The following is a 22796-nucleotide window of genomic DNA, read 5'->3' as shown; positions in this document are numbered from 1 at the left end:
CCGATTGGTTCTATACATCTTGATATGACGATAAAACAGGTTTAAGTCAACTGAACCGAACCGTTCAGTTCGATTATTTACTCCAGATCGGTAAAGTGGCTATGTCGAGCAACCAAAAGAGCAACGTCGCGCGGATCGTCAGCGAAAACGCCGAGACCGAAGAGGTTAAAGCCGACGTCGCGGCCGTAGAAGCCCCGACGGCAGAAGCCCGCGAACTTCCCTCTGCTCCCGCGCAGTCGGCGCCGGCTTCGGTCGCCGCCGCACCCGCGGCTGCGAAGAAGCGCCGCAGCCCGGTGCTGCCGATCGTCGTGCTTGCCCTTCTCGCAGGCGGCGGCTGGTATGGTTACGAATGGTGGACGAACGGCCGCTTCATGGTGTCGACCGACGACGCCTATATCGAAGGCGATATCGCAACGATTTCGCCGAAGGTCACGGGCTACGTCGCGAAGGTGAACGTTGTCGCCAACCAGGAAGTCAAAGCGGGCGACGTACTTGCCACGCTTGATAACGGCGACTATCAGAACGCCCTCGATTTGGCCCAGGCCCAGATCGTCACCGAACAGCTTTCGCTGCAGCGTATCGACGCGCAAATCGAAGGCGCGAATGCGAGCCTGGTGCAGGCGCAGGCGCAGAAGGTGGCACTCGAAGCGGCCGTTCGCGGTGCCGAGATCACTCAGAAGCGCCAGAGCGACCTTCAGGCGAAGTCGGTCGGCACGGCTGCGGATCTCGACAACGCCAATATCGCCCTCGATCAGGCCAAGGCCAATCTTGCCGGCGGCGACGCCAATATTACCGCGGCACAGGCCAACATCACCATCCTCCAGGCCCAGCGCAAGGAAGCCGAAGGCTCGGTCCGTTCGCTGGAAATCTCGCGCGACAAGGCCGTCCGCGACCTTTCCTTCACCGTGCTCAAGGCGCCTTATGACGGCATTGTCGGCAACCGCTCCGTCCAGGAAGGCGACCTCGTTTCTCCGGGCCAGCGCCTGATGGCGCTCGTTCCGGTGCGCCAGCTCTATATCGACGCCAATTTCAAGGAAACGCAGATCCAGCATCTGGTGCCGGGCTCGAAGGTCAACGTCCAGGTCGATGCCTATAGCGATCATCCGATCGTCGGCACCGTCGAATCGATCTCACCAGCTTCCGGCTCGGTCTTTTCGATGCTGCCGCCGGAAAACGCCACGGGCAATTTCACCAAGGTGATCCAGCGGGTACCGGTGCGCATCGCGCTGCCGCAGGAAGCGCTCGACAGCGGGCGGCTGCGCGCGGGCCTGAGCGTCGTCGTCGACGTCGACACCCGTACGGCGCCGAGCAAGTAAGCCTTCAGGAAAGGCGGAGGTGGTCTGATGGCCGGGAGCGCGACAGCAACAGCGGGGACGATTCCGGCGGCACCCGCCCATGCCGACGAACGCATGGATCCGAAGAAGCTTATCGCCTTCTTCGCGATGGTGCTCGGCATGTTCATGTCGATCCTCGACATCCAGATCGTCTCGGCTTCTCTTGCCGAAATCCAGGCCGGCCTTTCGGCAGGCAGCGACGAGGTCGGCTGGGTGCAGACGGCCTATCTGATCGCCGAAGTGATCATGATCCCACTTTCGGGCACGTTGGCGCGCATCATTTCGACGCGTTATCTCTTCGCAATCTCGGCTGCCGGCTTCACCATGGCGAGCGCGCTGGCGGCGACGGCCACCAATATCGATCAGATGATCGTTTACCGCGTCATCCAGGGCTTCATCGGCGGCGGCATGATTCCGTCGGTCTTCGCGGCCGCCTTCACCATCTTCCCGCCGTCGAAGCGTAGCATCGTCTCGCCGATCATCGGCCTGATCGCGACGCTGGCGCCGACCATCGGCCCGACCGTCGGCGGTTATCTCAGCCATGCCTTTTCCTGGCACTGGCTGTTCCTCGTCAACATCGTTCCCGGTATCATCGTCACCATCGTCACCTGGAACTTCATCGATTTCGACAAGCCGGAACTGTCGCTCTTCAAGAAGTTCGACTGGTGGGGTCTGATCTCGATGGGCGTCTTCCTCGGCGCGCTGGAATATGTGCTCGAAGAGGGCAATTCGAACGACTGGTTCAACGACAGCTCGATCGCCATCGCAGCGGTTGCCTCCGGCGTTGCGGCCATCGTCTTTTTCTATCGCGCCTTCACGGTGGATTTCCCGGTCGTCGACCTCAAGGCCTTTTCGAACCGGAATTTCTCCTTCGGCTCGGTGTTTTCCTTCGTCATGGGCATCGGCCTCTATGGCCTCACCTATATCTATCCTGTTTATCTCGGGCGCATCCGCGGCTATGATTCATTGATGATCGGCGAGACGATGTTCGTCTCCGGGCTGGCGATGTTCTTCACCGCGCCGATCGCTGGGCGGCTGTCGACCAAGATGGACCTGCGGTTGATGATGGTGATCGGCTTCGTCAGCTTCGCCGCCGGCACCTTCATCATGATGCATCTGACGGCGGATTGGGATTTCTACGAACTCTTCATCCCGCAGATCCTGCGCGGCTTCGGGCTGATGATGTGCATGGTGCCGATCAACAACATCGCGCTCGGCACGATGCCGCCCTCGCGCATCCGCGGCGCGTCCGGCCTGTTTAACCTGACCCGAAACCTCGGCGGCGCCGTCGGCCTTGCCGTCATCAATACCGTGCTCACCAACCGGCAGGACGTGCATTATGAGCGGCTGCGGGAGAATATGGATTGGGGCAATCCGGCGGCGATCGACCAGATGAACAACATGGCTGCCAATTTCAACACCTATGGCATGGATGGCACCTCAGTCGCGATCAAGCAGATGGTCGGCCTTGCCACCAAGCAGGCGATCATCCTCTCCTTCAGCGACGTGTTCCTGATCCTGACCGCGCTTTTCCTCGCGATGATCCTCGGTGTCGCCATGATCAAGAAACCCGCGCCGCAAGGCGGGGGAGGCGGTGGCGGCCACTGACCTCCGGCCTGCCGCCCCTTGAAAAGGCCCTCTCCGGAGGGCCTTTTTGTTGCCGTTTTCCGGCCGCTTTGGCATCAGGCGGATGACTGTGGGCTGGGTCGGAAAAACGACGTGGAAACCGGCCTGTCGGATTTTTTGATTTACGTACATCAAAATTGGCGCTAATGGTCTCGTCAGGAGGAATGATGAGACCAACCGTTCACGATATCGCCGCTGCCGCCGGTGTCAGTCTGGCGACTGTCGACCGGGTCCTCAACCAGCGCCCCGGTGTGCGCCACGTCACGCGGGAAAAGGTCGAGACCGCGATCCGCGAGCTCGGTTATGTCAGAGACGTCGCCGCCGCCAATCTTGCCAAAGGGCGCACCTATCCGCTGGTCTTCATCCTCCCGGCCAGCGACAACTCCTTCATGCACGGGCTCAATGCCGAGATCCGCCAGGCAGTCCTCCGATCGTCGGCCGAGCGTACCGATATCCGCACCGTCGAGGTGCCGGCCTTCGATCCAGACGCCCTTGTCGCCGTGCTCGAAACGCTTTCCCGGGAAAAGCCCTGCGGCATCGCGCTGGTTGCGACCGATGCGCCTGACGTGCGCGCTGCCGTCGACAGGCTGGTGCGCGAGCGCTTTCCAGTCGTCACCCTGGTTTCCGACCTCACGGGGTCGCTACGCCATCACTATGCCGGCGTCGACAATATCGCAGCCGGCCGCACAGCCGCCCGCCTGCTCGGACGATTCCTCGGGCCGCGAAAGGGCGAAATCGCGGTGCTCGCCGGTTCCATGCTGGTGCGCGACCATCGCGAGCGGCTGGAGGGCTTCACCGCTGTCATGGCCGAGGAGTTTCCCGATCTTGCTATCCTGCCGGTTCTCGAAGGCCGCGACGATCCCGAGGTCGCCCATAGGCTCGTTGCCGACGCGCTCGGGAATGCCGGCATCATCGGCGTCTACAGCCTCGGCGCCGGCAATCGCGGCCTGATCCGGGCGTTGAAGGAGAAGGCCGTCGATCGCATACTGACTGTCATTGCCCACGAGTTGACCGCCCACACGCGTGCAGCACTCATCGACAATACGATCGATGCGATCCTCAATCAGGATGCCGGCCATGAGGTGCGTAGCGCGATCCGCGTGCTGAAAGCCAAGGCGGACGGGCTTGCCGTCATCGAAGCGCAGGAGCGCATCCGCCTCGACATATTCCTGAAAGACAATCTGCCGTAACGGCAAAGGGAGAAATACCACATGTATCTGGGTCTCGATCTCGGAACCTCCGGCGTCAAGGCGATGCTGATCGACGGTGATCAGAAGATCGTCGGCTCGGCCAATGGTTCGCTCGACGTCTCGCGTCCGCATTCCGGCTGGTCGGAGCAGGAGCCGGCCCACTGGGTGCGCGCCACGGAAGAGGCTGTCGCCGGCCTCAAGGCAAAACATCCGAAGGAGTTGGCGGCGGTCAAGGGCATCGGCCTTTCCGGCCAGATGCATGGCGCAACGCTCATCGATGCCACTGATAAGGTGCTGCGCCCCTGCATCCTCTGGAACGACACGCGCAGCTACGTCGAGGCCGCCGCACTCGATGCCGATCCGCGCTTTCGCGCGCTCACCGGCAACATCGTCTTTCCCGGCTTTACGGCGCCGAAGCTCGCCTGGATCGAGAAGCATGAGCCCGATGTCTTCGGCAAGATCGCCAAGGTGCTGTTGCCGAAGGACTATCTGCGTCTTTGGCTGACTGGCGAATATATCTCGGAAATGTCGGATTCGGCCGGCACCTCCTGGCTCGACACCGGCAAACGCGCCTGGTCCTCCGAACTGCTCGCCGCCACCAAGCTTTCCGAGGAGCAGATGCCGGCGCTTGTCGAAGGCACCGAGCAGGCCGGCAAGCTGCGGTCCGAACTGGCGGCGCAATGGGGCATATCAGGCGATGTCGTCGTGGCCGGCGGTGCCGGCGACAATGCGGCCTCGGCCTGCGGCATGGGCACGGTCAGCGATGGCGCCGCCTTCGTCTCGCTCGGCACATCAGGCGTGCTTTTTGCTGCCAACGCTTCCTATTTGCCGAAGCCGGAAAGCGCCGTTCATGCCTTCTGCCATGCACTGCCGAACACCTGGCACCAGATGGGCGTCATCCTGTCGGCCACCGATGCACTGAACTGGCATTCTGGTGTGACTGGGAAGTCGGCCGCAGATCTCACCGGCGAACTCGGGGAGACGCTGAAGGCTCCCACCGGCGTCACCTTCCTGCCCTATCTCTCCGGCGAGCGCACGCCGCACAATGATGCCGTCATCCGCGGCGCCTTCATCGGCCTCGAACACGAAAGCAGCCGTGTCGTTCTCACCCAGGCGGTGCTCGAAGGTGTCGCCTTCGCCATTCGCGACAATCTCGAAGCGCTGCGTTCGGCCGGCACCGGCATATCCCGGGTCACGGCAATCGGCGGCGGTTCGCGCTCGCGTTACTGGCTGGCGTCGATCGCGACTGCGCTTGACGTTCCGGTCGACCTGCCGGCTGACGGCGATTTCGGCGCGGCCTTCGGGGCAGCCCGCCTCGGCCTGATCGCAGCAACGGGCGTCGATCCGGTCTCCGTCTGCACGCCGCCGGTGACGGCAGGCACGATCGAGCCTGTGGCGGCGCTAAGCGACGCTTATGAGGATGCCTACAAGCGCTACCGAGCGCTTTACCCGGCGATCAAGTCGCTGGCGCATTGAGAACTGGAGCCAGCGGCCCCCTCATCCGCCTGCCGGAACCGACCGGGGTCGAGCCACGGGTCTCAACCCGTCCTTCGGACCCCCGAGGGGAGAAGAGGTTCGCAGCGGCGCCTCATTCCCCTTCTCCCCTGGGGGAGAAGGTGGCCCGAAGGGTCGGATGAGGGGGCTGCACGGCACGAACGATAGACTGAATTACGAACCCAAGGAGAACCAAAATGAGCACCGGATTTTTCGGCGATATCCAGAAAGTCAAATACGAGGGCCCTGACAGCACCAATCCGCTGGCCTTCCGCCATTACCAGCCGGACGAGATCGTCATGGGCAAGCGCATGGAAGACCATCTGCGCTTTGCAGTGGCCTATTGGCACACCTTCACCTGGCCGGGTGGCGATCCCTTCGGCGGGCAGACCTTCCTGCGTCCCTGGTTCGAGGACACGATGAAGGCCGCCAAGCTCAAGGCCGACGTCGCCTTCGAATTCTTCTCGCTGCTCGGCTCGCCCTACTATTGCTTCCATGACGCCGACGTGCGTCCGGAAGGCAAGACTTTTGCCGAGAACACTAAAAACCTCAACGAGATCGTCGATTATTTCGCCGAGAAGCAGGCCGCAACCGGCACCAAGCTGCTTTGGGGCACGGCGAACCTCTTCTCCCACCGCCGCTATATGTCGGGCGCTGCGACCAATCCGGATCCCGATGTCTTTGCTTTCGCAGCCGCGACGGTAAAGACCTGCATCGATGCCACGCAGAAGCTCGGCGGCGAAAACTACGTGCTCTGGGGCGGCCGCGAAGGTTACGAGACGCTGCTCAACACCGATATCGGCCGCGAGCTCGACCAGCTCGGCCGCTTCCTCAACCTCGTCGTCGAATACAAGCACAAGATCGGCTACAAGGGCACGATCCTGATCGAGCCGAAGCCGCAGGAGCCGACCAAGCACCAGTATGACTATGACGTTGCGACCGTCTATGGCTTCCTCAAGAAGCACGGCCTTGAAAACGAGGTGAAGCTCAATATCGAGCAGGGCCACGCGATCCTTGCCGGCCACTCCTTCGAGCACGAGCTGGCGCTTGCCAATGCGCTCGGCATCTTCGGCTCGATCGACATGAACCGCAACGACTACCAGTCCGGCTGGGATACCGACCAGTTCCCGAACAATGTTCCCGAAATGGCGCTCGCTTATTACCATGTTCTGGCTGGCGGCGGCTTCAAGACCGGCGGCACCAACTTCGACTCGAAGCTGCGCCGTCAGTCTCTCGACCCGGCGGATCTGCTGATCGGCCATATCGGCGGCATGGATTGCTGCGCCCGCGGCCTGAAGGCCGCTGCCAAGATGATCGAGGACAAGGCTCTGTCGCAGCCGCTCGCCGATCGGTATGCCGGCTGGGAATCCGCCGAGGCGCAGAAGCTCTTCCGCGGCGAGTATTCGCTGGATGAGATCACCCACTATGTCGAGAGCCACGACGTGAACCCGCAGCCGAGATCCGGCAAGCAGGAACTGCTGGAGAACGTCGTCAACCGTTACGTTTGATAAAGCGCGCCGGCGGCCATTGGTCGCCGGCGCATTTGCCGGCTAGAGCATGATGCCGAAAAGTGTGCGCGGTTTTCGGACGACATCATGCTCTACTTCTTTGATTTAGATCAGGATTCAGATTTTAGGCCGATCGGGCTTAAAATCATCCTGATCTAAATGCGCCTTAAGCGCTCAGTGATACGGGTTCAACGTTTCGACCAGCTGCGCGACGGCGCCGAGACGGAGTTTCGAACCACCAGATCCGGCCGCAGCAGGATTTCCGTTTCGGTTGGCCGGCCATCGGACAGAAGTTCCAGCAGCAGCGCCATCGCCTGCTTGCCGATCGCCGTTCTCGGCTGGCGGATCGTGGTCAGCGGTGGGGATATGAAGACGGCCTGCGGCACGTCGTCGAAACCGGTCACCGAGAAATCCCGCGGAATATCATAACCTCGTGCGCCGAGCCCGACCATGACGCCGATCGCCGTCTGGTCGTTGACGCACATGAAGGCGGTTGGAAGCGTGTCGCGCATGAAAAGCTGTTCGACCGCATGCCGCCCGCTTTCGATCGTGCCGTCACCTTCCAGCACGATCCTGGTGTCGGGCGGGATGCCTGCGGCATCGAGACCGGCATCGTAACCCATGCGGCGTCTCGTATAGGCAAGCCGGGTGCGTGAATCGCCGATGAAGGCGATCTTGCGATGCCCTTCAGCCAGCAGCAGGTCCACCGCTTTCCGAGCGCCTTCGGTATCGTCGACGCCGACATAGGGAATGCCGCCGTTGAAGACGGGCTCGAAAACGCCGACGCTCGGCGGCAGCCGCGCGGTCATCGTCTGATGCCCGAAGGGCAGGATGCCGGTGAAGAGGATCAATCCAGCCGCCTGGTTGGAATTGAAGAATTTCAGATATTCCAGGCCGCGCTGGGCATCGTTCTGGGTGTGGCCAATCAGGATGCCGTAGCCGTGCGCGCGCGCTTCGTTCTCCAGCCCGACGAGAATATTGGAGAAATTGGGATCGCCAATATCGGGCGCCACGACAAGGATCATATTGGAGCGGCCGAGCCTCAGGCTGCGCGCCATGGCATTGGTGGTATAGCCGGTGATGGCGATCGCCTGGTTGACCTTGAGGCGGGTGGAGTTGGCGACCTTCTCCGGCATGTGGATTGCCCGGGAAACCGTCGCGATAGAGACCTCGGCGATCCGGGCGACGTCTTCGATGGTTGCGGGCGTGGAATTCGACACTGAGCTCTGCCTTGGGCTGTCTTCGCCGCGACACTACACAGACTTGTCGAGAGGTCAAAGGCAGGCTTCAACTGATCTGTGTAAATCAACGATGTAAACCTTTACACGATGTATGTAAAGGTTTACATAAGGCTTCTGAGTGGACGGAGAGCCGCTTTGGGGAGGACCAGATGACCGTGGAGACCGCCGACACCGCACCCGTGGTGCTGTCCGCCAGGCGCATATGCAAATCCTTCAGTGGAGTGCAGGTCCTTTTCAGCGTGAACTTCGATCTCCGCGCCGGCGAAATCCATGCGCTGATGGGTGAAAACGGCGCCGGCAAATCCACGCTTGTCAAGGTATTGTCGGGTTTCGAGCAGCCCAGTTCCGGCGAAATCCTGCTTGATGGCAAGCCCGTCGTCCTGCCGCCCAACGGCGACGCCGAGGCGCTCGGCATCGTCATCATTCACCAGGAATTCAACCTCGCAGAACATCTGACCGTGACGGAGAGCCTCTTCCTCGGGCGCGAAGTCACGCGTTTCGGCATGCTCGACCGTAAATATATGCGGTCGGAGACACGCAAGGTTCTGGACGTGCTCGGTTCGCATGTCGATGAGAATGCGCTGATCAGCACGCTTTCCATCGCCGACAAGCAGATGGTCGAAATCGCCAAGGCGATCAGCCGCGATGCGCGGGTGGTGTTCATGGACGAGCCGACCGCGGTGCTGTCGCGGGAAGAGACCAATATGCTGTTCAAACAGGTTCGCAAGCTTCGCGACCAGGGGACCAGCTTCGTCTTCGTGTCCCACAAGCTCGACGAGGTGATGGAGTTGACCGATCGTGTCACGGTGCTGCGCGACGGCCAGTGGATCAAGACTTCGCCGACGTCCGTTCTGGACGGGGAATCGATCGCTCAGCTGATGGTCGGCCGCGAACTCTCCAGCCTCTATCCCGCCAAGGTCGAGCCTGATGTCGACGAGGAGGTCGTCCTCAGGGTCGCTTCGGTATCAACGGGTTATGTGAAGGATGCGAGCTTCGAGGTGCGCAAGGGCGAGATCATCGGGTTTTCCGGCATGATCGGCTCCGGCCGCACCGAACTGATGGAAGCGATCGCCGGGTTGCGGACCCGTCTCGAGGGCGAGGTGGTCATCAAGGGGGAAACTGTTCCCTCCGGCGACGTCCATGCCGCCAATCGCTGCGGGCTCGCCTACATGACCAAGGACCGCAAGTCGAAAGGCCTGCTGCTGCGCTCCGGCATGGTGACCAATCTGACACTGCAATCGCTCGGAAGGCACGCTCGTCACGGCTATCTCAGCCCGGGCAGCGAGGCGGCCGCGATGGCAAAGGCCAAGCGCCGCTTCGATATCAGGGTTCGTGACGGCAATATCGTCGCCGGCCGGATGTCGGGGGGGAACCAGCAGAAGCTGCTGCTCGCCAAGGTCATGGAGACCGAACCTCAGATCATCATCATCGACGAGCCGACGCGCGGCATCGATGTCGGCACCAAGCAGCAGATCTATCATTTCATCTCGGCCCTCGCCCGGGACGGCCGGTCGATCATCGTCGTGTCCTCGGAGATGCCGGAGGTCATCGGCCTCTGCACCAGAGTGGCGGTGATGCGCGAAGGGCGTATCGTCGGCGTGCTCGAGGGAGACGAGATTTCCGAGCAGGAGATCATGCGTTACGCCGCCGGGCTCAAGAGGAAGGCGGCCGCCTGAAGGCTGAAGCAGGGCTTTGCCGATCAGGACGACAGATAAAATGCCCAGAAAATATGGGACGGGAGGTTGATTTTGGAAATGAGTGTCAACGAGGAGACCAGGGAAATCCGGCGCCGATCCTGGCGGGATGTCGACCTGCGTGCGGTCGCTCCCTTCGTCGCCCTGGCGCTGCTGCTGATCGTCGGAGCCTTGGTCAATCCCAATTTCATCGGCATCACCAACCTTGCCAATGTCGCGACGCGCAGCGCTTTCATCGCCATCATCGCGGTCGGTGCGACCTTCGTGATATCAGCAGGCGATCTCGACTTGTCTGTCGGCTCGATGGTGGCCTTCGTCGCCAGCCTGATGATCCTGCTGATGAATTCGGGCGCCATCGAAAACCCGGCTTTGATGCTGACGGTCGCCGCCGTCTTCACGATCGTCGCCGGCGCGCTCTGCGGTCTGGCAAACGGTCTGATCACGACGGTGGGCCGGATCGAGCCCTTCATCGCGACGCTCGGCACAATGGGCATTTATCGCGGCCTGACGACATGGCTGTCGCAGGGTGGCGCTATCACGCTTCGCTCCGCCGATATCCAGACGCTCTATCGCCCTGCCTATTTCGGCAATGTCGCCGGCATACCGGTGCCGATCGTGGTGATCCTGGCAGTGACGGCGGTTGCGGCCTTCATCCTCTATCGCACCCGCTACGGGCGCCACGTCGTCGCTGTGGGATCAAACAGCGATGTCGCCCGCTATTCCGGTATCGCGGTCAACCGTGTGCGGACGATCGCCTTCGTCATCCAGGGATTGTGCGTCGCCATTGCCGTGCTGCTCTATGTTCCCCGTCTCGGCTCGACGTCGGCGACGACGGGCATCCTATGGGAGTTGCAGGCGATCACGGCCGTCGTCGTCGGCGGCACGGCGCTCAAGGGTGGCGCGGGCAGGGTCTGGGGCACGATCTGCGGCGCCTTCATTCTCGAACTGGTCGGCAACATCATGCTGCTTTCGAATTTCATCAGCGAGTATCTGATCGGCGCCATCCAGGGTGCGATCATCATCATCGCCATGTTCGTCCAGCGCTCGCTGGTGCGCAAATCATGACTTGATCGGGCTTACAGGGCGTCCGGTCCCGTATGGAAAAGTCCCTGAAATTATTGGGAGGAAATAGCATGCGTAAATTGATGTTGGGCCTGACGGTTGCGGCGGTGACGTTCGCCGGCGCCGCTCACGCCCAGGACAAGAAATTCACGATCGGCGTGTCCATTCCGGCCGCCGACCACGGTTGGACATCGGGCGTGGTGTTCCATGCCGAACGCGTCGCCAAGCTGCTGATGGCCGAACATCCCGGTCTCAACGTCATCGTCAAGACCTCGCCGGACGCCGCAAGCCAGGCCAATGCCGTGCAGGATCTCGATACGCAGGGCATCGACGCCCTCGTCATCCTGCCGTCGGATCCGGATCCGCTCGTCAACGCCATCAAGGAAGTCAAGGGCAAGGGCAAGTTCGTCGCCCTCGTCGACCGTGCGCCGAGCAACAACGACAATTCCGTGCGCGATCTCTATGTCGCCGGCAACAACCCGGCTCTCGGCGAAGTCGCCGGCAAGTACATCAAGGACACCACTCCGGACGCCGAAGTGGTCATCATCCGCGGTCTGCCGATCCCGATCGACCAGCAGCGCCAGGACGGCTTCGACAAGGGCATTGCCGGCTCGAACGTCAAGGTTCTCGACCGCCAGTACGGCAACTGGAACCGCGACGATGCCTTCAAGGTCATGCAGGACTACCTGACCAAGTATCAGAAGATCGACGTCGTATGGTGCCAGGACGACGACATGGCCGTCGGCGTTCTGCAGGCGATCGAGCAGGCCAAGCGCACCGACATCAAGTATGTCGTCGCCGGCGCCGGCTCCAAGGACATGGTCAAGAAGGTCATGGACGGCGATAAGCTGATCCCGGTCGACGTCCTCTATCCGCCGGCAATGGTCGGCACAGCGATGGAACTGACGGCGGCGGCACTTTATGATCAGGTTCCGGTTCACGGCAGCTACATCCTCGACGCGACGCTCGTCACCAAGGACAATGCCAAGGACTTCTACTTCCCGGATTCTCCGTTCTGATCCATCGACTGGAGACATGCGCCCATTCGTAAGGATGGGCGCATTTTTTATGCTTCCAATAGAGCGGGTGGCCGAAAATGCTGCACGTACCTCTTGCCCGCCAAAGCCCATCATGATTAGCTCGCCGCCATATCGCATCTGGCTTCGCGCCAAATCACGAGCCAAGGGCGAGGAGGCGCCTTGCTCCCGCCAAATTGCGTGCTACAACACTTCAGAAACGTTTACGGCCGATATTCAGGGAGGAATCTGACATGAAGACGATCAAGGGCCCCGGCCTTTTCCTTGGCCAGTTCGCGGGCGATACTGCTCCTTTCAACTCGTGGGACGCGATCACCAAATGGGCGGCCGACATCGGTTACAAGGGCGTCCAGGTGCCGACCTGGGCCAGCCAGCTGATCGATCTGAAGAAGGCTGCCACGTCCAAGGATTATTGCGACGAATTCGCCGGCAAGGCGCGTGAAAACGGCATCGAGATCACCGAACTCTCCACTCATCTGCAAGGACAGCTCGTCGCCGTTCACCCGGCCTATGACGAAGCCTTCGACGGGTTTGCTGCACCGGAGGTGCGCGGCAATCCGAAGGCGCGTCAGGAATGGGCGGTCGAGCAGGTCAAGATGGCACTGACGGCATCCAAAAACCTCGGTCTCAAGGCGCATGCGACCTTTTCCGGCGCGCTTGCCTGGCCCTTCATCTATCCCTGGCCGCAGCGTCCTGCCGGTCTGGTCGAGACTGCCTTCGACGAACTCGCCCGCCGCTGGACGCCGATCCTCAACCATGCGGACGAGAACGGTATCGACGTCTGCTACGAGATCCATCCGGGCGAGGACCTGCATGACGGCATCACCTTCGAGATGTTCCTGGAGCGGGTGAAGAACCATCCGCGCGCCAACATGCTCTACGATCCCTCGCACTACGTCCTGCAGTGCCTCGATTATCTCGACAACATCGACATCTACAAAGACCGCATCAAGATGTTCCACGTCAAGGATGCTGAGTTCAATCCGACCGGGCGCCAGGGCGTCTACGGTGGCTATCAGGGCTGGGTCGAACGCGCCGGCCGGTTCCGTTCGCTTGGCGACGGCCAGGTCGATTTCGGCGCGGTGTTCTCGAAGATGACGGCGAATAATTTCGATGGCTGGGCCGTGGTCGAATGGGAATGCGCGCTGAAGCATCCGGAGGACGGCGCCCGCGAAGGCGCCGAATTCGTTGCCGCCCATATCATCCGCGTGACCGAGAAAGCCTTCGACGATTTCGCCGGCAGCGGCACGGACCAGGCGGCGAACCGGCGGATGCTGGGGCTCTAGGTTTCTATTCCCTTCTCCCCAGCGGGGAGAAGATGCCCGTCAGGGCAGATGAGGGGGATGAGGAGCGATAGCGACGAATGCCTTGAGCGACAAGCGAAAGGCATATCTACCGCGAAGCCCCCTCATCCGACCCTTCGGGCCACCGACCGGGGTTGAGCCACGGGGCTCAACCCGTCCTTTGAACCCCCCAGGGGAGAAGGGAAGAAAAATTGAGGAGGAATCAATGGCAATCGAAGCATCATCCGAACAGACACGCGAGCCGCGCATCCGGCTCGGCATGGTGGGCGGCGGCGCGGGCGCGTTCATCGGCGCGGTGCACCGTATCGCGGCCCGCATCGACGATCAGTACGATCTCATCGCCGGCGCGCTGTCGGCTTCGCCCGAAAAGGCGATCGCATCCGGCCGCGACCTCGGCCTCGATCCGTCGCGGACCTATTCCAGCTATCGCGAGATGGCGATCCGCGAGGCGAAGCTGAAGAATGGCATCGAGGCGGTGGCGATCGTCACGCCGAACCATGTTCACTACGATGCAGCCAAGGAATTCCTGAAGCGCGGCATTCATGTCATCTGCGACAAGCCGCTGACATCCAACCTTGCCGATGCGAAGAAGCTGAAGAAGATCGCCGACGAGAGCGGGGCACTCTTCGTGCTGACGCATAATTACACCGGCTATCCGATGGTCCGCCAGGCGCGGGAGATGATCGCGAATGGTGAACTCGGCGACATCCGCGTCGTCCAGGCCGAATATCCGCAAGACTGGCTGACGGAAGCGGTCGAGCAAACCGGCCAGAAACAGGCTGCCTGGCGCACCGATCCGGCGCAGTCCGGCGTCGGCGGCTCGACCGGCGATATCGGCACCCATGCCTATAATCTCGCCGCCTTCATCACTGGCCTGGAGCTCGACAGCCTCGCCGCCGATCTCGATAGCTTCGTTCCCGGCCGCCGGCTGGACGATAATGCGCATGTCATGCTGCGCTTCAAGGCGAAGGGTTCGGAGAAGCCGGCCAAGGGCATGCTCTGGTGCAGCCAGGTTGCGCCCGGCCATGAAAACGGCCTGATGGTGCGTGTCTACGGCACCAAGGGCGGGCTGGAATGGACCCAGAAGGACCCGAACTACTTGTGGTACACGCCTTTCGGCGAGCCGAAGCGGCTGATCACCCGCGGCGGCGCCGGTTCAGGCGCGGCTGCCGGCCGTGTCACGCGCGTGCCATCAGGGCATCCGGAAGGTTATCTCGAAGCCTTTGCAACGATCTATACGGAAGCCGCGCATGCGATAAACGCCCGCAAGAAGGGCAAGGCCGTCGACAAGGCGGTGGTCTATCCCACAGTCGATGACGGCGTGAAGGGTGTGGCCTTCGTGGAAGCCTGCGTCGCGTCTTCGAAGAGGAACGGCGCCTGGATCAAGGTCTGAATTTAACGATCTCGGCTGCCCCATGAAAAACGCCGAGGCGATCTACTGCATAATTCCTTAAATCGGAATCGATTTAAGGACAAAATTATGCAGTAATTCTAAGCGCTACAGCGCCTTTGCGCGTCTGAAAAGACGCGCGGCGCTGTAGAGTCGCCTCGGCGTTTTGTTTTATTTTGATCAGACCGCAGCAGTGCGGCCACGCTTCAGCAGGTTGTCGACGCTCAACGGTCCGGCACCTGCCGCCACCAGATAAAGAAACACGAAGCAGAACAGGATCGCCGCGACGCCGCCGTTCTGGGCGGGGTAGATGCCCTTCGATGCATGTGCGATGAAATAGGCGACGGCCATCAGGCCGGAGAGCACGAAGGCGGCGATACGGGTCTGGAATCCGACAAGCACCAGGAACCCGAAGGTGAGTTCGAGCAGGCCGGCAATCCAGGGCAGCGAGCCTGCGGGCGGCACGCTTGCCGCAGCCGGAAAATGCAGGATCTTCTGTGTTCCATAGCTGAAAAGTACAAGTGACGAGACAATGCGCAACAGGCTCAGCAGATGAGGCTGCAGCGAATGGACCGAAGAGAGCATTGGATCCCTTTCATATTTGTGATGCCATTTCCCGTGTAAGGATCGCGGTCTCAACGGCCAAATCACGACTGCTGACATTGCCGTTATGAGGGCGGCAGCGCGGCGAGGGAGCGGCGCTGCAGCTGTTCTGTTTTTCCTCCTGCAACGTTGCAGTTTTTCTTCCGGCCAGCCTGTACTTTGCCTTCAGGCTTGGCTAAATCCGGCGCAAACGGCTCAACCTGAGAGATAGGATTTCCAGATGATCGATCCGAAGAAACTCGCGGAGCGCTTTCCCGGCGACTTCATTTTCGGCGTTGCCACCGCTGCCTTCCAGATCGAAGGCGCCAGCAAAGCCGATGGCCGCAAGCCATCCATCTGGGATGCTTTCTGCAATATGCCTGGCCGCGTCCATAATCGCGATAACGGCGATGTTGCCTGCGATCACTACAATCGCCTGGAACAGGACCTCGATCTCATCAAGGAGATGGGTGTCGAAGCCTACCGGTTCTCGATTGCCTGGCCGCGCATTATCCCGGACGGCACGGGTCCGGTGAACGAGGCCGGCCTCGATTTCTACGACCGGCTGGTCGACGGCTGCAAGGCGCGCGGTATCAAGACCTTCGCGACGCTCTACCACTGGGATCTGCCTCTGTTGCTCGCCGGCGAGGGCGGGTGGACCGCGCGCTCGACCGCCTATGCGTTTCAGCGCTATGCCAAGACGGTGATGAACCGCCTTGGCGATCGCCTCGACCGGGTCGCGACCTTCAACGAACCCTGGTGCATCGTCTGGCTCAGCCACCTCTACGGCATCCATGCTCCGGGCGAGCGCAACATGCAGGCTGCCCTTCACGCCATGCATTACATGAACCTTGCCCACGGCCTCGGCGTCGAGGCGATCCGCTCGGAAGCGCCCAATGTGCCGGTCGGCCTCGTGCTCAATGCCGCCTCGATCATTCCCGGCTCCGACAGCCCGGCCGACCTTGCCGCGGGCGAGCGGGCGCATCAGTTCCACAACGGCGCTTTCTTCGATCCCGTCTTCAAGGGTGAATATCCGAAGGAATTCGTCGCGGCGCTCGGCGACCGCATGCCTGTCATCGAGGATGGCGACCTGAAGCTCATCAGCCAGAAACTCGATTGGTGGGGCCTGAACTATTATAAGCCCGAACGCGTCACCGACGATGCCGAACGCAAAGGCGATTTCCCCTGGACGGTGGAGGCGCCGCCGGCAAGCGACGTCAAGACCGATATCGGCTGGGAAATCTATGCGCCGGGCCTGAAGCTCTCGATCGAGGATCTCTACCGCCGCTACGAACTGCCGGAATGCTACATCACGGAGAACGGCGCCTGCGACAACACCGATGTCATCGACGGCGAGGTCGACGATACGATGCGCCTCGACTATGTCGGAGATCACCTCGAAATCGTTGCCGGCCTCATCAAGGACGGCTATCCCCTACGCGGCTATTTCGCCTGGAGCCTGATGGACAATTTCGAATGGGCGGAAGGCTACCGTATGCGCTTCGGTCTCGTCCATCTCGATTATGAAACCCAGCTGCGCACGGTGAAGAAGAGCGGCAAGTGGTATCGCCAACTCGCGGCGCAATTCCCGAAGGGCAATCACAAGGCGGTTTAGCGCAGCTGCCTCGCGGGCACTTGACGCTTATCGCGAGCCATCTGGGGGCGCGGACTTCCGGCCGGCATGGCAAGCTGACGTTGCTTGCCAGCATTTTCGCGACGACCGGCGGCAGGCAGAAAAATAGATCGCGAGAGGCCTGCAACAGGCGGTTGCTTAAACGTTTTTGAACCCTTGACTGGCAAAGTCCAACGGTCAGGGAGTCGTAATGCAGACAGCCGGAAAGTCGCAGAGCAAAGGATCGGGAATAAGCCGTCACATCACCGTCACCGGCGTGCTTTTCTCGTTCGCAGTCATCGTCGCGGTCGTCACCATCATGGTGCTGACGGCGCTTGAACGCGTGGCCGAAAATTCCAATGTTCTCGATGACGAGCGCTCGCGCGAAACGACGATCGGCGCGTTGAAGACCTTCGAGGATCAGCTTGGTGCGACGCTCGACGATTACGCCGCCTGGGATGACGCTGCCGTCAACGTCTACGCAGCCGACGGTATGGCCTGGACGGTGAGCAACTACGGCGAGATGTCGGTCAACAGCTCGCTGTTCGACATGGCGATCGTCATCGATGGCGAGAAGAAGGCGATCATGGCCTATCGCGACGGCAAACCGATGGAGGAGCCGCTCACAGATTTCTTCGCGCCTTCGCTCTGGACCCTCTTCGACACGGTAAAGGCGGCCGGCCCGGCCGATCGTCCTCAGGCGATCGGTTTCGTCACCACCAAGCGGGGCATTGCCGCCGTCGGTGTGGCATTGGTGCGGAAAAAGTCCGGTGCGCTGGATGTGCCCGCCGGCCAGCAGCGCTATCTCGTTTTCGCCCGCCATCTTGACGACGACAGGGTGACCGCTCTCGGCCAGACCTATGTCATCGGCGGGCTGAGGCTGGCGCCGCCGAGTTTTGCGGCCGACTATCTTGTGCCGATCGTCGATCCGACGGGGGCAACGCTCGGCAAGCTGGTTTGGATCTCGCGTTCACCCGGCGATATCGGCTATGCACAGGTGCGGCCGATGGTCATCCAGGCGCTCGGCCTCGTCGGGTTGTTCTTCGTCGTGCTGCTGGTCATCGGCTGGCTTGCCGGCCGCCGCCTGAAGGCGGAGGAAAACAGCGCTCGCGAGGAGGCGCTGCGCGACAGGCTGAGCGGGCTTTCCAATCGTGATGGCCTCGGGCTGGCCGTCGATCGTTTTGTCGTCGAGGCACGCCAGACCAAGCGCAACGTGCTCCTCCTCTATCTCGACCTCGATGGCTTCAAGGAAGTCAATGACAGCTATGGCCATGGCACCGGCGACCAGTTGATCCGTGCGGTCGCGGCCGGGCTCGCTGTGCTCATTCCGCAGGGTGCCGTTCTCGCCCGCATCGGCGGCGATGAATTTGCCATCGCCTTTCTCTCCGACAGTGAGAATGCCGCCGCACTACAGCTTGCCGAGCAGATTCTCGATTTTCTTGTCGAGCCGCTGGAGATCGGTCGCCGTGTCGTTGTCGTCGGGGCAAGCATCGGCATTGCTATGTCGCCTTCCGGGACGATCGGGCGTGAGGAGCTGGTGCGCCGTTCCGACCTTGCCATGTACAAGGCGAAGGAAGCCGGCCGCGCGCGCATGACCCTCTACGATCCGTCGATGGACACCGATCGAGAGCAGCGCAACGCGCTGGAGCTCGATCTCCGGATCGCCATCGAAAGCGGCGACCTGACGCTCGCCTACCAGCCGCTGATCGATGCGGCGACGCATGCGATGACCGGCGTCGAAGCACTGGTGCGCTGGAACCGTCCGGGCCATGGCCCTGTTTCGCCCGAGCTGTTCATCCCGATCGCCGAGACCAGCGGCCTCATCGAATCGCTCGGTCTGTTCGTACTGCGCAAGGCCTGTGAGACGGCCAAACAATGGCCGGAACTCAACGTCTCGGTTAACGTCTCGCCCGGCCAGTTCCGCAATCCTGCCTTTACCGACTATGTGCGCTACGTACTGAAACAGACGGAGATCGAGGCCGGCCGCATCACGCTCGAGATCACCGAAGGCTACATGATTCAGAATCCGCAGCGCACCCGCCAGTCGATCGAACGGCTGAAGGGGCTGGGGGTCAAGGTGGCGCTCGACGATTTCGGTTCCGGCTTCTCGTCGATCGGTTATCTCAGGCAGTTCGGCTTCGACCGCATCAAGATCGACCGCTCGCTGGTCATGGGCGTCAACGACAAACGCCAGCGCGAGATGCTGCAGGCGACGGTGGCGCTCGCCCGCTCGCTCGACATTCCGGTGACGGCCGAAGGCATCGAGACCGAGGAGCAGGCGATAGCCATGCGCCTCTTCGGCTGCGACTGCCTGCAGGGCTATTTGTTCGGCAAGCCCGTGATATCAGAGCTTATCACCGAGATGCTGCACGAGCGACGTGAAGCGGAGCCGGCAGCCCGGCGTCGCATCGACGCAGCCTGATCTTCAGAAAGCAAAGTTGATCCACACAGAAATCTGGCTCAGCTACCGATATGTCGTTGGCCGCGCCTTCTTGCGAGCGCGATCTGGTGCTGACGCTGACGGTAACGCAGCCGGTCTTCTTCCGTGCGGGTGTGGTAGCAGTGGCTGCAGGAAACGCCTTCCTCGTAGAGCGGCGAGGTCATTTCCTCGGCGGTGATCGGGTTGCGGCAAGCGTGGCAGAGCCGGTGTTCGCCTTGCTTCAGCCCGTGCTCGACGGATACACGCTCGTCGAAGACGAAGCAGGCGCCATCCCAGAGACTCTCCTCCTGCGGCACTTCCTCCAGATATTTCAGGATGCCGCCCTTCAGATGATAGACCTCGTCGAAGCCCTCAGCCTTCATGAAGGCGGTGGCCTTCTCGCAGCGTATGCCGCCGGTGCAGTACATGGCGACCTTCGGCTTGTTGTGCAGACCGGGATTTGCGCGCACCCAATCGGGAAATTCGCGGAACGTCTTGGTCTTTGGGTCGAGCGCGCCGCGAAAAGTGCCGATTGCCGTCTCGTAGTCATTGCGGGTGTCGATGACGATCGTATCGGGATCGGAAATCAGCGCGTTCCAGTCCTTGGCCGCCACATAGGTGCCGACCACCTTGTTGGGGTCGATATCTTCGACGCCCATGGTGACGATTTCCTTCTTCAGCTTCACCTTCATGCGCAGGAAGGGCATTTTCGAGGCGTGGCTTTCCTTGTGCTCGAGGCCCGAAAATTCCGGCTGGGCGCGCAGGAAGGCAAGCACGGCGTGAATGCCGGCATCCGGGCCCGCGATCGTGCCGTTGATGCCTTCATGCGCCAGAAGCAGCGTTCCCTTGACGCCGTTCTCCTCGCAAAGCGTCTGCAACGGCGCCTGCAGGTCGGCAAAGCGCGGCACAGAAACGAAATGATAGAGTGCGGCCACGAGGAACGGGCTGGTGTGTGTCGGGCTGTCGGTCATGGGGCGGAAATACAGAAAATCGGCGGGCCGCGCAATTGCCTTCGCCGGCGGCGGCCTTCTCTCAGTTTCCGGCCATCAGCCAGAGAAGCTCGATGCGCTGGGCTTCCTCGTCGGCATCATCGGCGAAGACGGCTTCGGCTTTGATCAGCGCTTGCCGCCGGTACTCCTGCTGGCGGAAGATGATGATGTCGAGCAGATGCGCCAGGTCGTCATTGCGGGTGAAGAGCTGTGGTTCGGCCTCGACCAGTTCGGAGAGTACGGTCAGATCGTGAATGTGGCCGAGATCCTCGACGAGTTCCTTGGCCGCATCGCGCTTGGCCTTCATCGCGCCCGGCCAGACGTCGCGCAGAAGGGCATGGTAGAGCCGATAGTCGTAGGTGCGTTTGCGCAGATCGTGGAAATCGTCGGCCGATGCCCCGCCGTGGCAGGCCGCAAGCGCTGCCTTGGCCTTCCGTGCGGTGCGGCGCCAGCTTTTTGCCAGCATGCGGGCATTCTTGCGGTGTCCGCCATCAAAGGAGACGGCGTCCAAGGCGGCGATCGCCTGCTTCAGAACGCCGGAGGTTTCCGCCAGCCGCTGTTCCAGGCCGCTTTCGGCTTCCGCCATCCAGTCACGGCGCCCTTCGAGAATGGTGACGATGCGGCCGATCGCCTCGCTCTCCTCGTTCTCGCGGGCTGCATGCTGCAGATATTGGGCGGTGCCGATAAGTGCGGCAGCGTCGCGGATCGCCGAAAGCGAGCGTGCGGCATCGCGCAGCCTTGCGTTTTCGCGGCGCTGGAAATCCGGCACGTCGCGGGCCACGAGACGGTAGAGCGAGCGTAGTCGTTTCAGGTTCTTGCGGAATGAATGGATCGCCTCATGCGCGCCATCCGGGCGTTCACCGAGGATGGTGACGGCGTGTTCCAGCTGCTTGGTCGCGACGCTACGGAACGCCTCGGTGAAATCGGCGTCAGGCCGAATGCGATAGGCCATGCCTGTCGTGCCCGTATTCTGTGGCAAGGGCCTGGTTGGAGTAACGGAAATCTCCGGTCACTTCGCGTCCGAGCCAGGTGGGCAGGGCGGGATCATCGGTTTCCGACGTCATTTCCACCTCGGCGATCACCAGTCCCCGATGCTCGCCGGTAAACACGTCGACTTCCCAAACGAAGTCCTCATGCGGAACGCGGTAGCGCGTTTTCTCGATGACGACGCCGATCGCGTTGCGCAACAGCTCTTCGGCATCGGCGATCGGGATGTCGTATTCGAATTCGTCACGGGTAATGGTGCTGCGGCCGATCTTGATCGTCAGTCTCGCCTTCCTGCCGTCGAGTATGCGCACTCGCACGGAACGGTCGTCCATCGAGGCGATGTAACCCTGCCGGAGGACGGACTTCGTCTCGACAGCGGCACGCCATCCATCGCTGCGTACAAGGAACTTCCGCTCGATCTCTTTCGCCATACCAGTGAACCTTTTGTGACGATTGCGGCACGGTAGCCCAATTTCCACCCATTTCATACCCTTCTCGGCATGTGGTCCGGTTTTATCTCGACAAGGTTCCGCGAGGGCGTTATTCGGGGTCCGAATTCAATCGTTTTAAGGAGGTCGCGCGACCATGGGCGAGAAAACAGAGAAGCTCCTTTCCATCCTGAAACTCCAGCCTGTCGTTCCGGTCTTGATCGTCGACGATGCGAAATCGGCGGTTCTGCTGGCCCGGGCGCTCGTCGCGGGCGGCCTGAAGGCGATCGAGATCACAATGCGCACGCCGGCGGCACTCGAGGCCGTGCGCGCCGTCGCCGCCGAGGTCGAAGGAGCCGAAGTCGGCGCCGGCACGATCCTCAATGTCGCCCATTGGGAAGCCGCCGTCGAGGCTGGGTCGAAGTTCATCGTCAGCCCGGGCACGACGCAGGAACTGCTCGATGCCGCCGCCGATTCCGACGTGCCGCTGCTTCCGGGGGCCGCGACCGCCAGTGAAGTCATGGCGTTGCGCGAGGAAGGCTACCAGGTGCTGAAATTCTTCCCGGCGGAGCAGGCCGGCGGCGCCGCTTATCTCAAGGCGCTGTCCTCGCCGCTTGCTGGCACCTTGTTCTGCCCGACCGGCGGCATCTCGCTGAAGAACGCCAATGATTATCTCTCGCTGCCGAACGTCATCTGCGTCGGCGGTTCGTGGGTGGCGCCGAAGGAACTGGTCGCGGCCGGCGACTGGGCTGGCATCACCAGGCTCGCGGCAGAGGCTGCCGCATTGAAGGCCTGAGTTTCGGCAGGGGCGGGTGAGCCTGACGGCTCAATCCCGCTCCCCATATTTGTATTTCAGCCGTCGCAAACCTATGTTCCCTCCAGCTTCAACAGGGAGATGA

Annotated in this window: 18 protein-coding genes; 13 read left to right on the top strand and 5 right to left on the bottom strand. The window is 61.6% G+C overall.

Annotation, left to right across the window (positions count from 1 at the left end; translation table 11 throughout):
• Positions 1 to 101 precede the first annotated feature (101 nt).
• The 5 genes from AC244Q_RS19355 (at position 102) to xylA (ending at position 7152) form a co-directional block, all read left to right on the top strand.
• The gene (locus tag AC244Q_RS19355) at positions 102 to 1316 is read left to right on the top strand and encodes an HlyD family secretion protein (protein WP_012759036.1); all 1215 of its coding nucleotides are present in this window, start codon (positions 102 to 104) and stop codon (positions 1314 to 1316) included.
• A gap of 27 nt (positions 1317 to 1343) precedes the next feature.
• Positions 1344 to 2942 (top strand): DHA2 family efflux MFS transporter permease subunit, encoded by a 1599-nt coding sequence (locus AC244Q_RS19350; protein WP_113548139.1) that lies wholly within the window; start codon positions 1344 to 1346, stop codon positions 2940 to 2942.
• A 185-nt stretch (positions 2943 to 3127) separates the two neighbouring features.
• Positions 3128 to 4150 (top strand): LacI family DNA-binding transcriptional regulator, encoded by a 1023-nt coding sequence (locus AC244Q_RS19345; protein ID WP_113548140.1) that lies wholly within the window; start codon positions 3128 to 3130, stop codon positions 4148 to 4150.
• A gap of 21 nt (positions 4151 to 4171) precedes the next feature.
• A complete protein-coding gene (gene xylB / locus AC244Q_RS19340; RefSeq protein ID WP_113548141.1) occupies positions 4172 to 5626 on the top strand; it encodes a xylulokinase in 1455 nt (484 codons plus the stop codon).
• Between the two features lie 215 nt (positions 5627 to 5841).
• Entirely contained in the window at positions 5842 to 7152 is a 1311-nt protein-coding gene (xylA, locus tag AC244Q_RS19335; protein WP_003552938.1) for a xylose isomerase, read from the top strand.
• A gap of 188 nt (positions 7153 to 7340) precedes the next feature.
• Here xylA and AC244Q_RS19330 read toward each other — a convergent pair whose 3' ends face one another.
• The gene (locus tag AC244Q_RS19330; protein ID WP_012759032.1) at positions 7341 to 8372 is read right to left on the bottom strand and encodes a LacI family DNA-binding transcriptional regulator; all 1032 of its coding nucleotides are present in this window, start codon (positions 8370 to 8372) and stop codon (positions 7341 to 7343) included.
• 170 nt (positions 8373 to 8542) lie between these two features.
• On the opposite strand from AC244Q_RS19330, the gene AC244Q_RS19325 reads away from it, so the two are divergent.
• From AC244Q_RS19325 to AC244Q_RS19305, 5 genes are all read left to right on the top strand, one after another.
• On the top strand, positions 8543 to 10069 hold the full coding sequence (locus AC244Q_RS19325; protein WP_113546977.1) for a sugar ABC transporter ATP-binding protein: 1527 nt from the start codon (positions 8543 to 8545) through the stop codon (positions 10067 to 10069).
• Between the two features lie 78 nt (positions 10070 to 10147).
• Positions 10148 to 11152 carry an ABC transporter permease gene (locus tag AC244Q_RS19320; protein ID WP_003552935.1) on the top strand — a complete coding sequence of 335 codons (1005 nt, stop codon included), beginning with the start codon at positions 10148 to 10150 and terminating at the stop codon, positions 11150 to 11152.
• A 68-nt stretch (positions 11153 to 11220) separates the two neighbouring features.
• Positions 11221 to 12168: a substrate-binding domain-containing protein gene (locus AC244Q_RS19315; protein WP_012759030.1), complete on the top strand. Its 948-nt coding sequence runs from the start codon at positions 11221 to 11223 to the stop codon at positions 12166 to 12168.
• 251 nt (positions 12169 to 12419) lie between these two features.
• Positions 12420 to 13472 carry a sugar phosphate isomerase/epimerase family protein gene (locus tag AC244Q_RS19310; RefSeq protein WP_012759029.1) on the top strand — a complete coding sequence of 351 codons (1053 nt, stop codon included), beginning with the start codon at positions 12420 to 12422 and terminating at the stop codon, positions 13470 to 13472.
• Positions 13473 to 13695: 223 nt separating this feature from the next.
• The gene (locus AC244Q_RS19305) at positions 13696 to 14883 is read left to right on the top strand and encodes a Gfo/Idh/MocA family protein (protein ID WP_012759028.1); all 1188 of its coding nucleotides are present in this window, start codon (positions 13696 to 13698) and stop codon (positions 14881 to 14883) included.
• Positions 14884 to 15060: 177 nt separating this feature from the next.
• On the opposite strand, the gene AC244Q_RS19300 is transcribed toward AC244Q_RS19305, so the two are convergent.
• Positions 15061 to 15465 carry a DoxX family protein gene (locus AC244Q_RS19300; protein ID WP_012759027.1) on the bottom strand — a complete coding sequence of 135 codons (405 nt, stop codon included), beginning with the start codon at positions 15463 to 15465 and terminating at the stop codon, positions 15061 to 15063.
• A 238-nt stretch (positions 15466 to 15703) separates the two neighbouring features.
• On the opposite strand from AC244Q_RS19300, the gene AC244Q_RS19295 reads away from it, so the two are divergent.
• Both AC244Q_RS19295 and AC244Q_RS19290 read left to right on the top strand, forming a co-directional pair.
• On the top strand, positions 15704 to 17077 hold the full coding sequence (locus AC244Q_RS19295) for a GH1 family beta-glucosidase (RefSeq protein WP_128405907.1): 1374 nt from the start codon (positions 15704 to 15706) through the stop codon (positions 17075 to 17077).
• A gap of 208 nt (positions 17078 to 17285) precedes the next feature.
• A complete protein-coding gene (locus AC244Q_RS19290; RefSeq protein ID WP_113546980.1) occupies positions 17286 to 19496 on the top strand; it encodes a putative bifunctional diguanylate cyclase/phosphodiesterase in 2211 nt (736 codons plus the stop codon).
• Positions 19497 to 19534: 38 nt separating this feature from the next.
• On the opposite strand, the gene trhO is transcribed toward AC244Q_RS19290, so the two are convergent.
• From trhO to AC244Q_RS19275, 3 genes are all read right to left on the bottom strand, one after another.
• Positions 19535 to 20464 (bottom strand): oxygen-dependent tRNA uridine(34) hydroxylase TrhO, encoded by a 930-nt coding sequence (gene trhO / locus AC244Q_RS19285; protein ID WP_113546981.1) that lies wholly within the window; start codon positions 20462 to 20464, stop codon positions 19535 to 19537.
• Between the two features lie 61 nt (positions 20465 to 20525).
• Positions 20526 to 21434 carry a CHAD domain-containing protein gene (locus AC244Q_RS19280; RefSeq protein WP_128405908.1) on the bottom strand — a complete coding sequence of 303 codons (909 nt, stop codon included), beginning with the start codon at positions 21432 to 21434 and terminating at the stop codon, positions 20526 to 20528.
• Positions 21412 to 21900: a CYTH domain-containing protein gene (locus AC244Q_RS19275; protein ID WP_012759022.1), complete on the bottom strand. Its 489-nt coding sequence runs from the start codon at positions 21898 to 21900 to the stop codon at positions 21412 to 21414. The genes AC244Q_RS19280 and AC244Q_RS19275 overlap by 23 nt, the downstream gene beginning before the upstream one ends.
• 154 nt (positions 21901 to 22054) lie before the next feature.
• Here AC244Q_RS19275 and AC244Q_RS19270 point away from each other — a divergent pair, with 154 nt between their 5' ends.
• Complete coding sequence (locus AC244Q_RS19270) at positions 22055 to 22693, top strand: 2-dehydro-3-deoxy-phosphogluconate aldolase (protein ID WP_012759021.1); 639 nt, start codon at positions 22055 to 22057, stop codon at positions 22691 to 22693.
• Positions 22694 to 22796 lie beyond the last annotated feature (103 nt).

The organism is Rhizobium sp. CB2179 (genome assembly GCF_057653455.1).
The sequence above is the reverse complement of the archived record's forward strand: the minus strand, read 5'-3'. Positions and strand labels throughout refer to the sequence as shown.

What these genes read in the sequence shown, in the direction of transcription:
- AC244Q_RS19315 (WP_012759030.1), top strand. Translation starts at nt 11,221, where the DNA reads ATGCGTAAATTGATGTTGGGCCTGACGGTTGCGGCGGTGACGTTCGCC.
- AC244Q_RS19345 (WP_113548140.1), top strand. Translation starts at nt 3,128, where the DNA reads ATGAGACCAACCGTTCACGATATCGCCGCTGCCGCCGGTGTCAGTCTG.
- AC244Q_RS19275 (WP_012759022.1), bottom strand. Translation starts at nt 21,900, where the DNA reads ATGGCGAAAGAGATCGAGCGGAAGTTCCTTGTACGCAGCGATGGATGG.
- AC244Q_RS19325 (WP_113546977.1), top strand. Translation starts at nt 8,543, where the DNA reads ATGACCGTGGAGACCGCCGACACCGCACCCGTGGTGCTGTCCGCCAGG.
- trhO (WP_113546981.1), bottom strand. Translation starts at nt 20,464, where the DNA reads ATGACCGACAGCCCGACACACACCAGCCCGTTCCTCGTGGCCGCACTC.
- AC244Q_RS19295 (WP_128405907.1), top strand. Translation starts at nt 15,704, where the DNA reads ATGATCGATCCGAAGAAACTCGCGGAGCGCTTTCCCGGCGACTTCATT.
- AC244Q_RS19300 (WP_012759027.1), bottom strand. Translation starts at nt 15,465, where the DNA reads ATGCTCTCTTCGGTCCATTCGCTGCAGCCTCATCTGCTGAGCCTGTTG.
- AC244Q_RS19290 (WP_113546980.1), top strand. Translation starts at nt 17,286, where the DNA reads ATGCAGACAGCCGGAAAGTCGCAGAGCAAAGGATCGGGAATAAGCCGT.
- xylA (WP_003552938.1), top strand. Translation starts at nt 5,842, where the DNA reads ATGAGCACCGGATTTTTCGGCGATATCCAGAAAGTCAAATACGAGGGC.
- AC244Q_RS19280 (WP_128405908.1), bottom strand. Translation starts at nt 21,434, where the DNA reads ATGGCCTATCGCATTCGGCCTGACGCCGATTTCACCGAGGCGTTCCGT.
- AC244Q_RS19350 (WP_113548139.1), top strand. Translation starts at nt 1,344, where the DNA reads ATGGCCGGGAGCGCGACAGCAACAGCGGGGACGATTCCGGCGGCACCC.
- AC244Q_RS19355 (WP_012759036.1), top strand. Translation starts at nt 102, where the DNA reads ATGTCGAGCAACCAAAAGAGCAACGTCGCGCGGATCGTCAGCGAAAAC.
- xylB (WP_113548141.1), top strand. Translation starts at nt 4,172, where the DNA reads ATGTATCTGGGTCTCGATCTCGGAACCTCCGGCGTCAAGGCGATGCTG.
- AC244Q_RS19270 (WP_012759021.1), top strand. Translation starts at nt 22,055, where the DNA reads ATGGGCGAGAAAACAGAGAAGCTCCTTTCCATCCTGAAACTCCAGCCT.
- AC244Q_RS19310 (WP_012759029.1), top strand. Translation starts at nt 12,420, where the DNA reads ATGAAGACGATCAAGGGCCCCGGCCTTTTCCTTGGCCAGTTCGCGGGC.
- AC244Q_RS19320 (WP_003552935.1), top strand. Translation starts at nt 10,148, where the DNA reads ATGAGTGTCAACGAGGAGACCAGGGAAATCCGGCGCCGATCCTGGCGG.
- AC244Q_RS19305 (WP_012759028.1), top strand. Translation starts at nt 13,696, where the DNA reads ATGGCAATCGAAGCATCATCCGAACAGACACGCGAGCCGCGCATCCGG.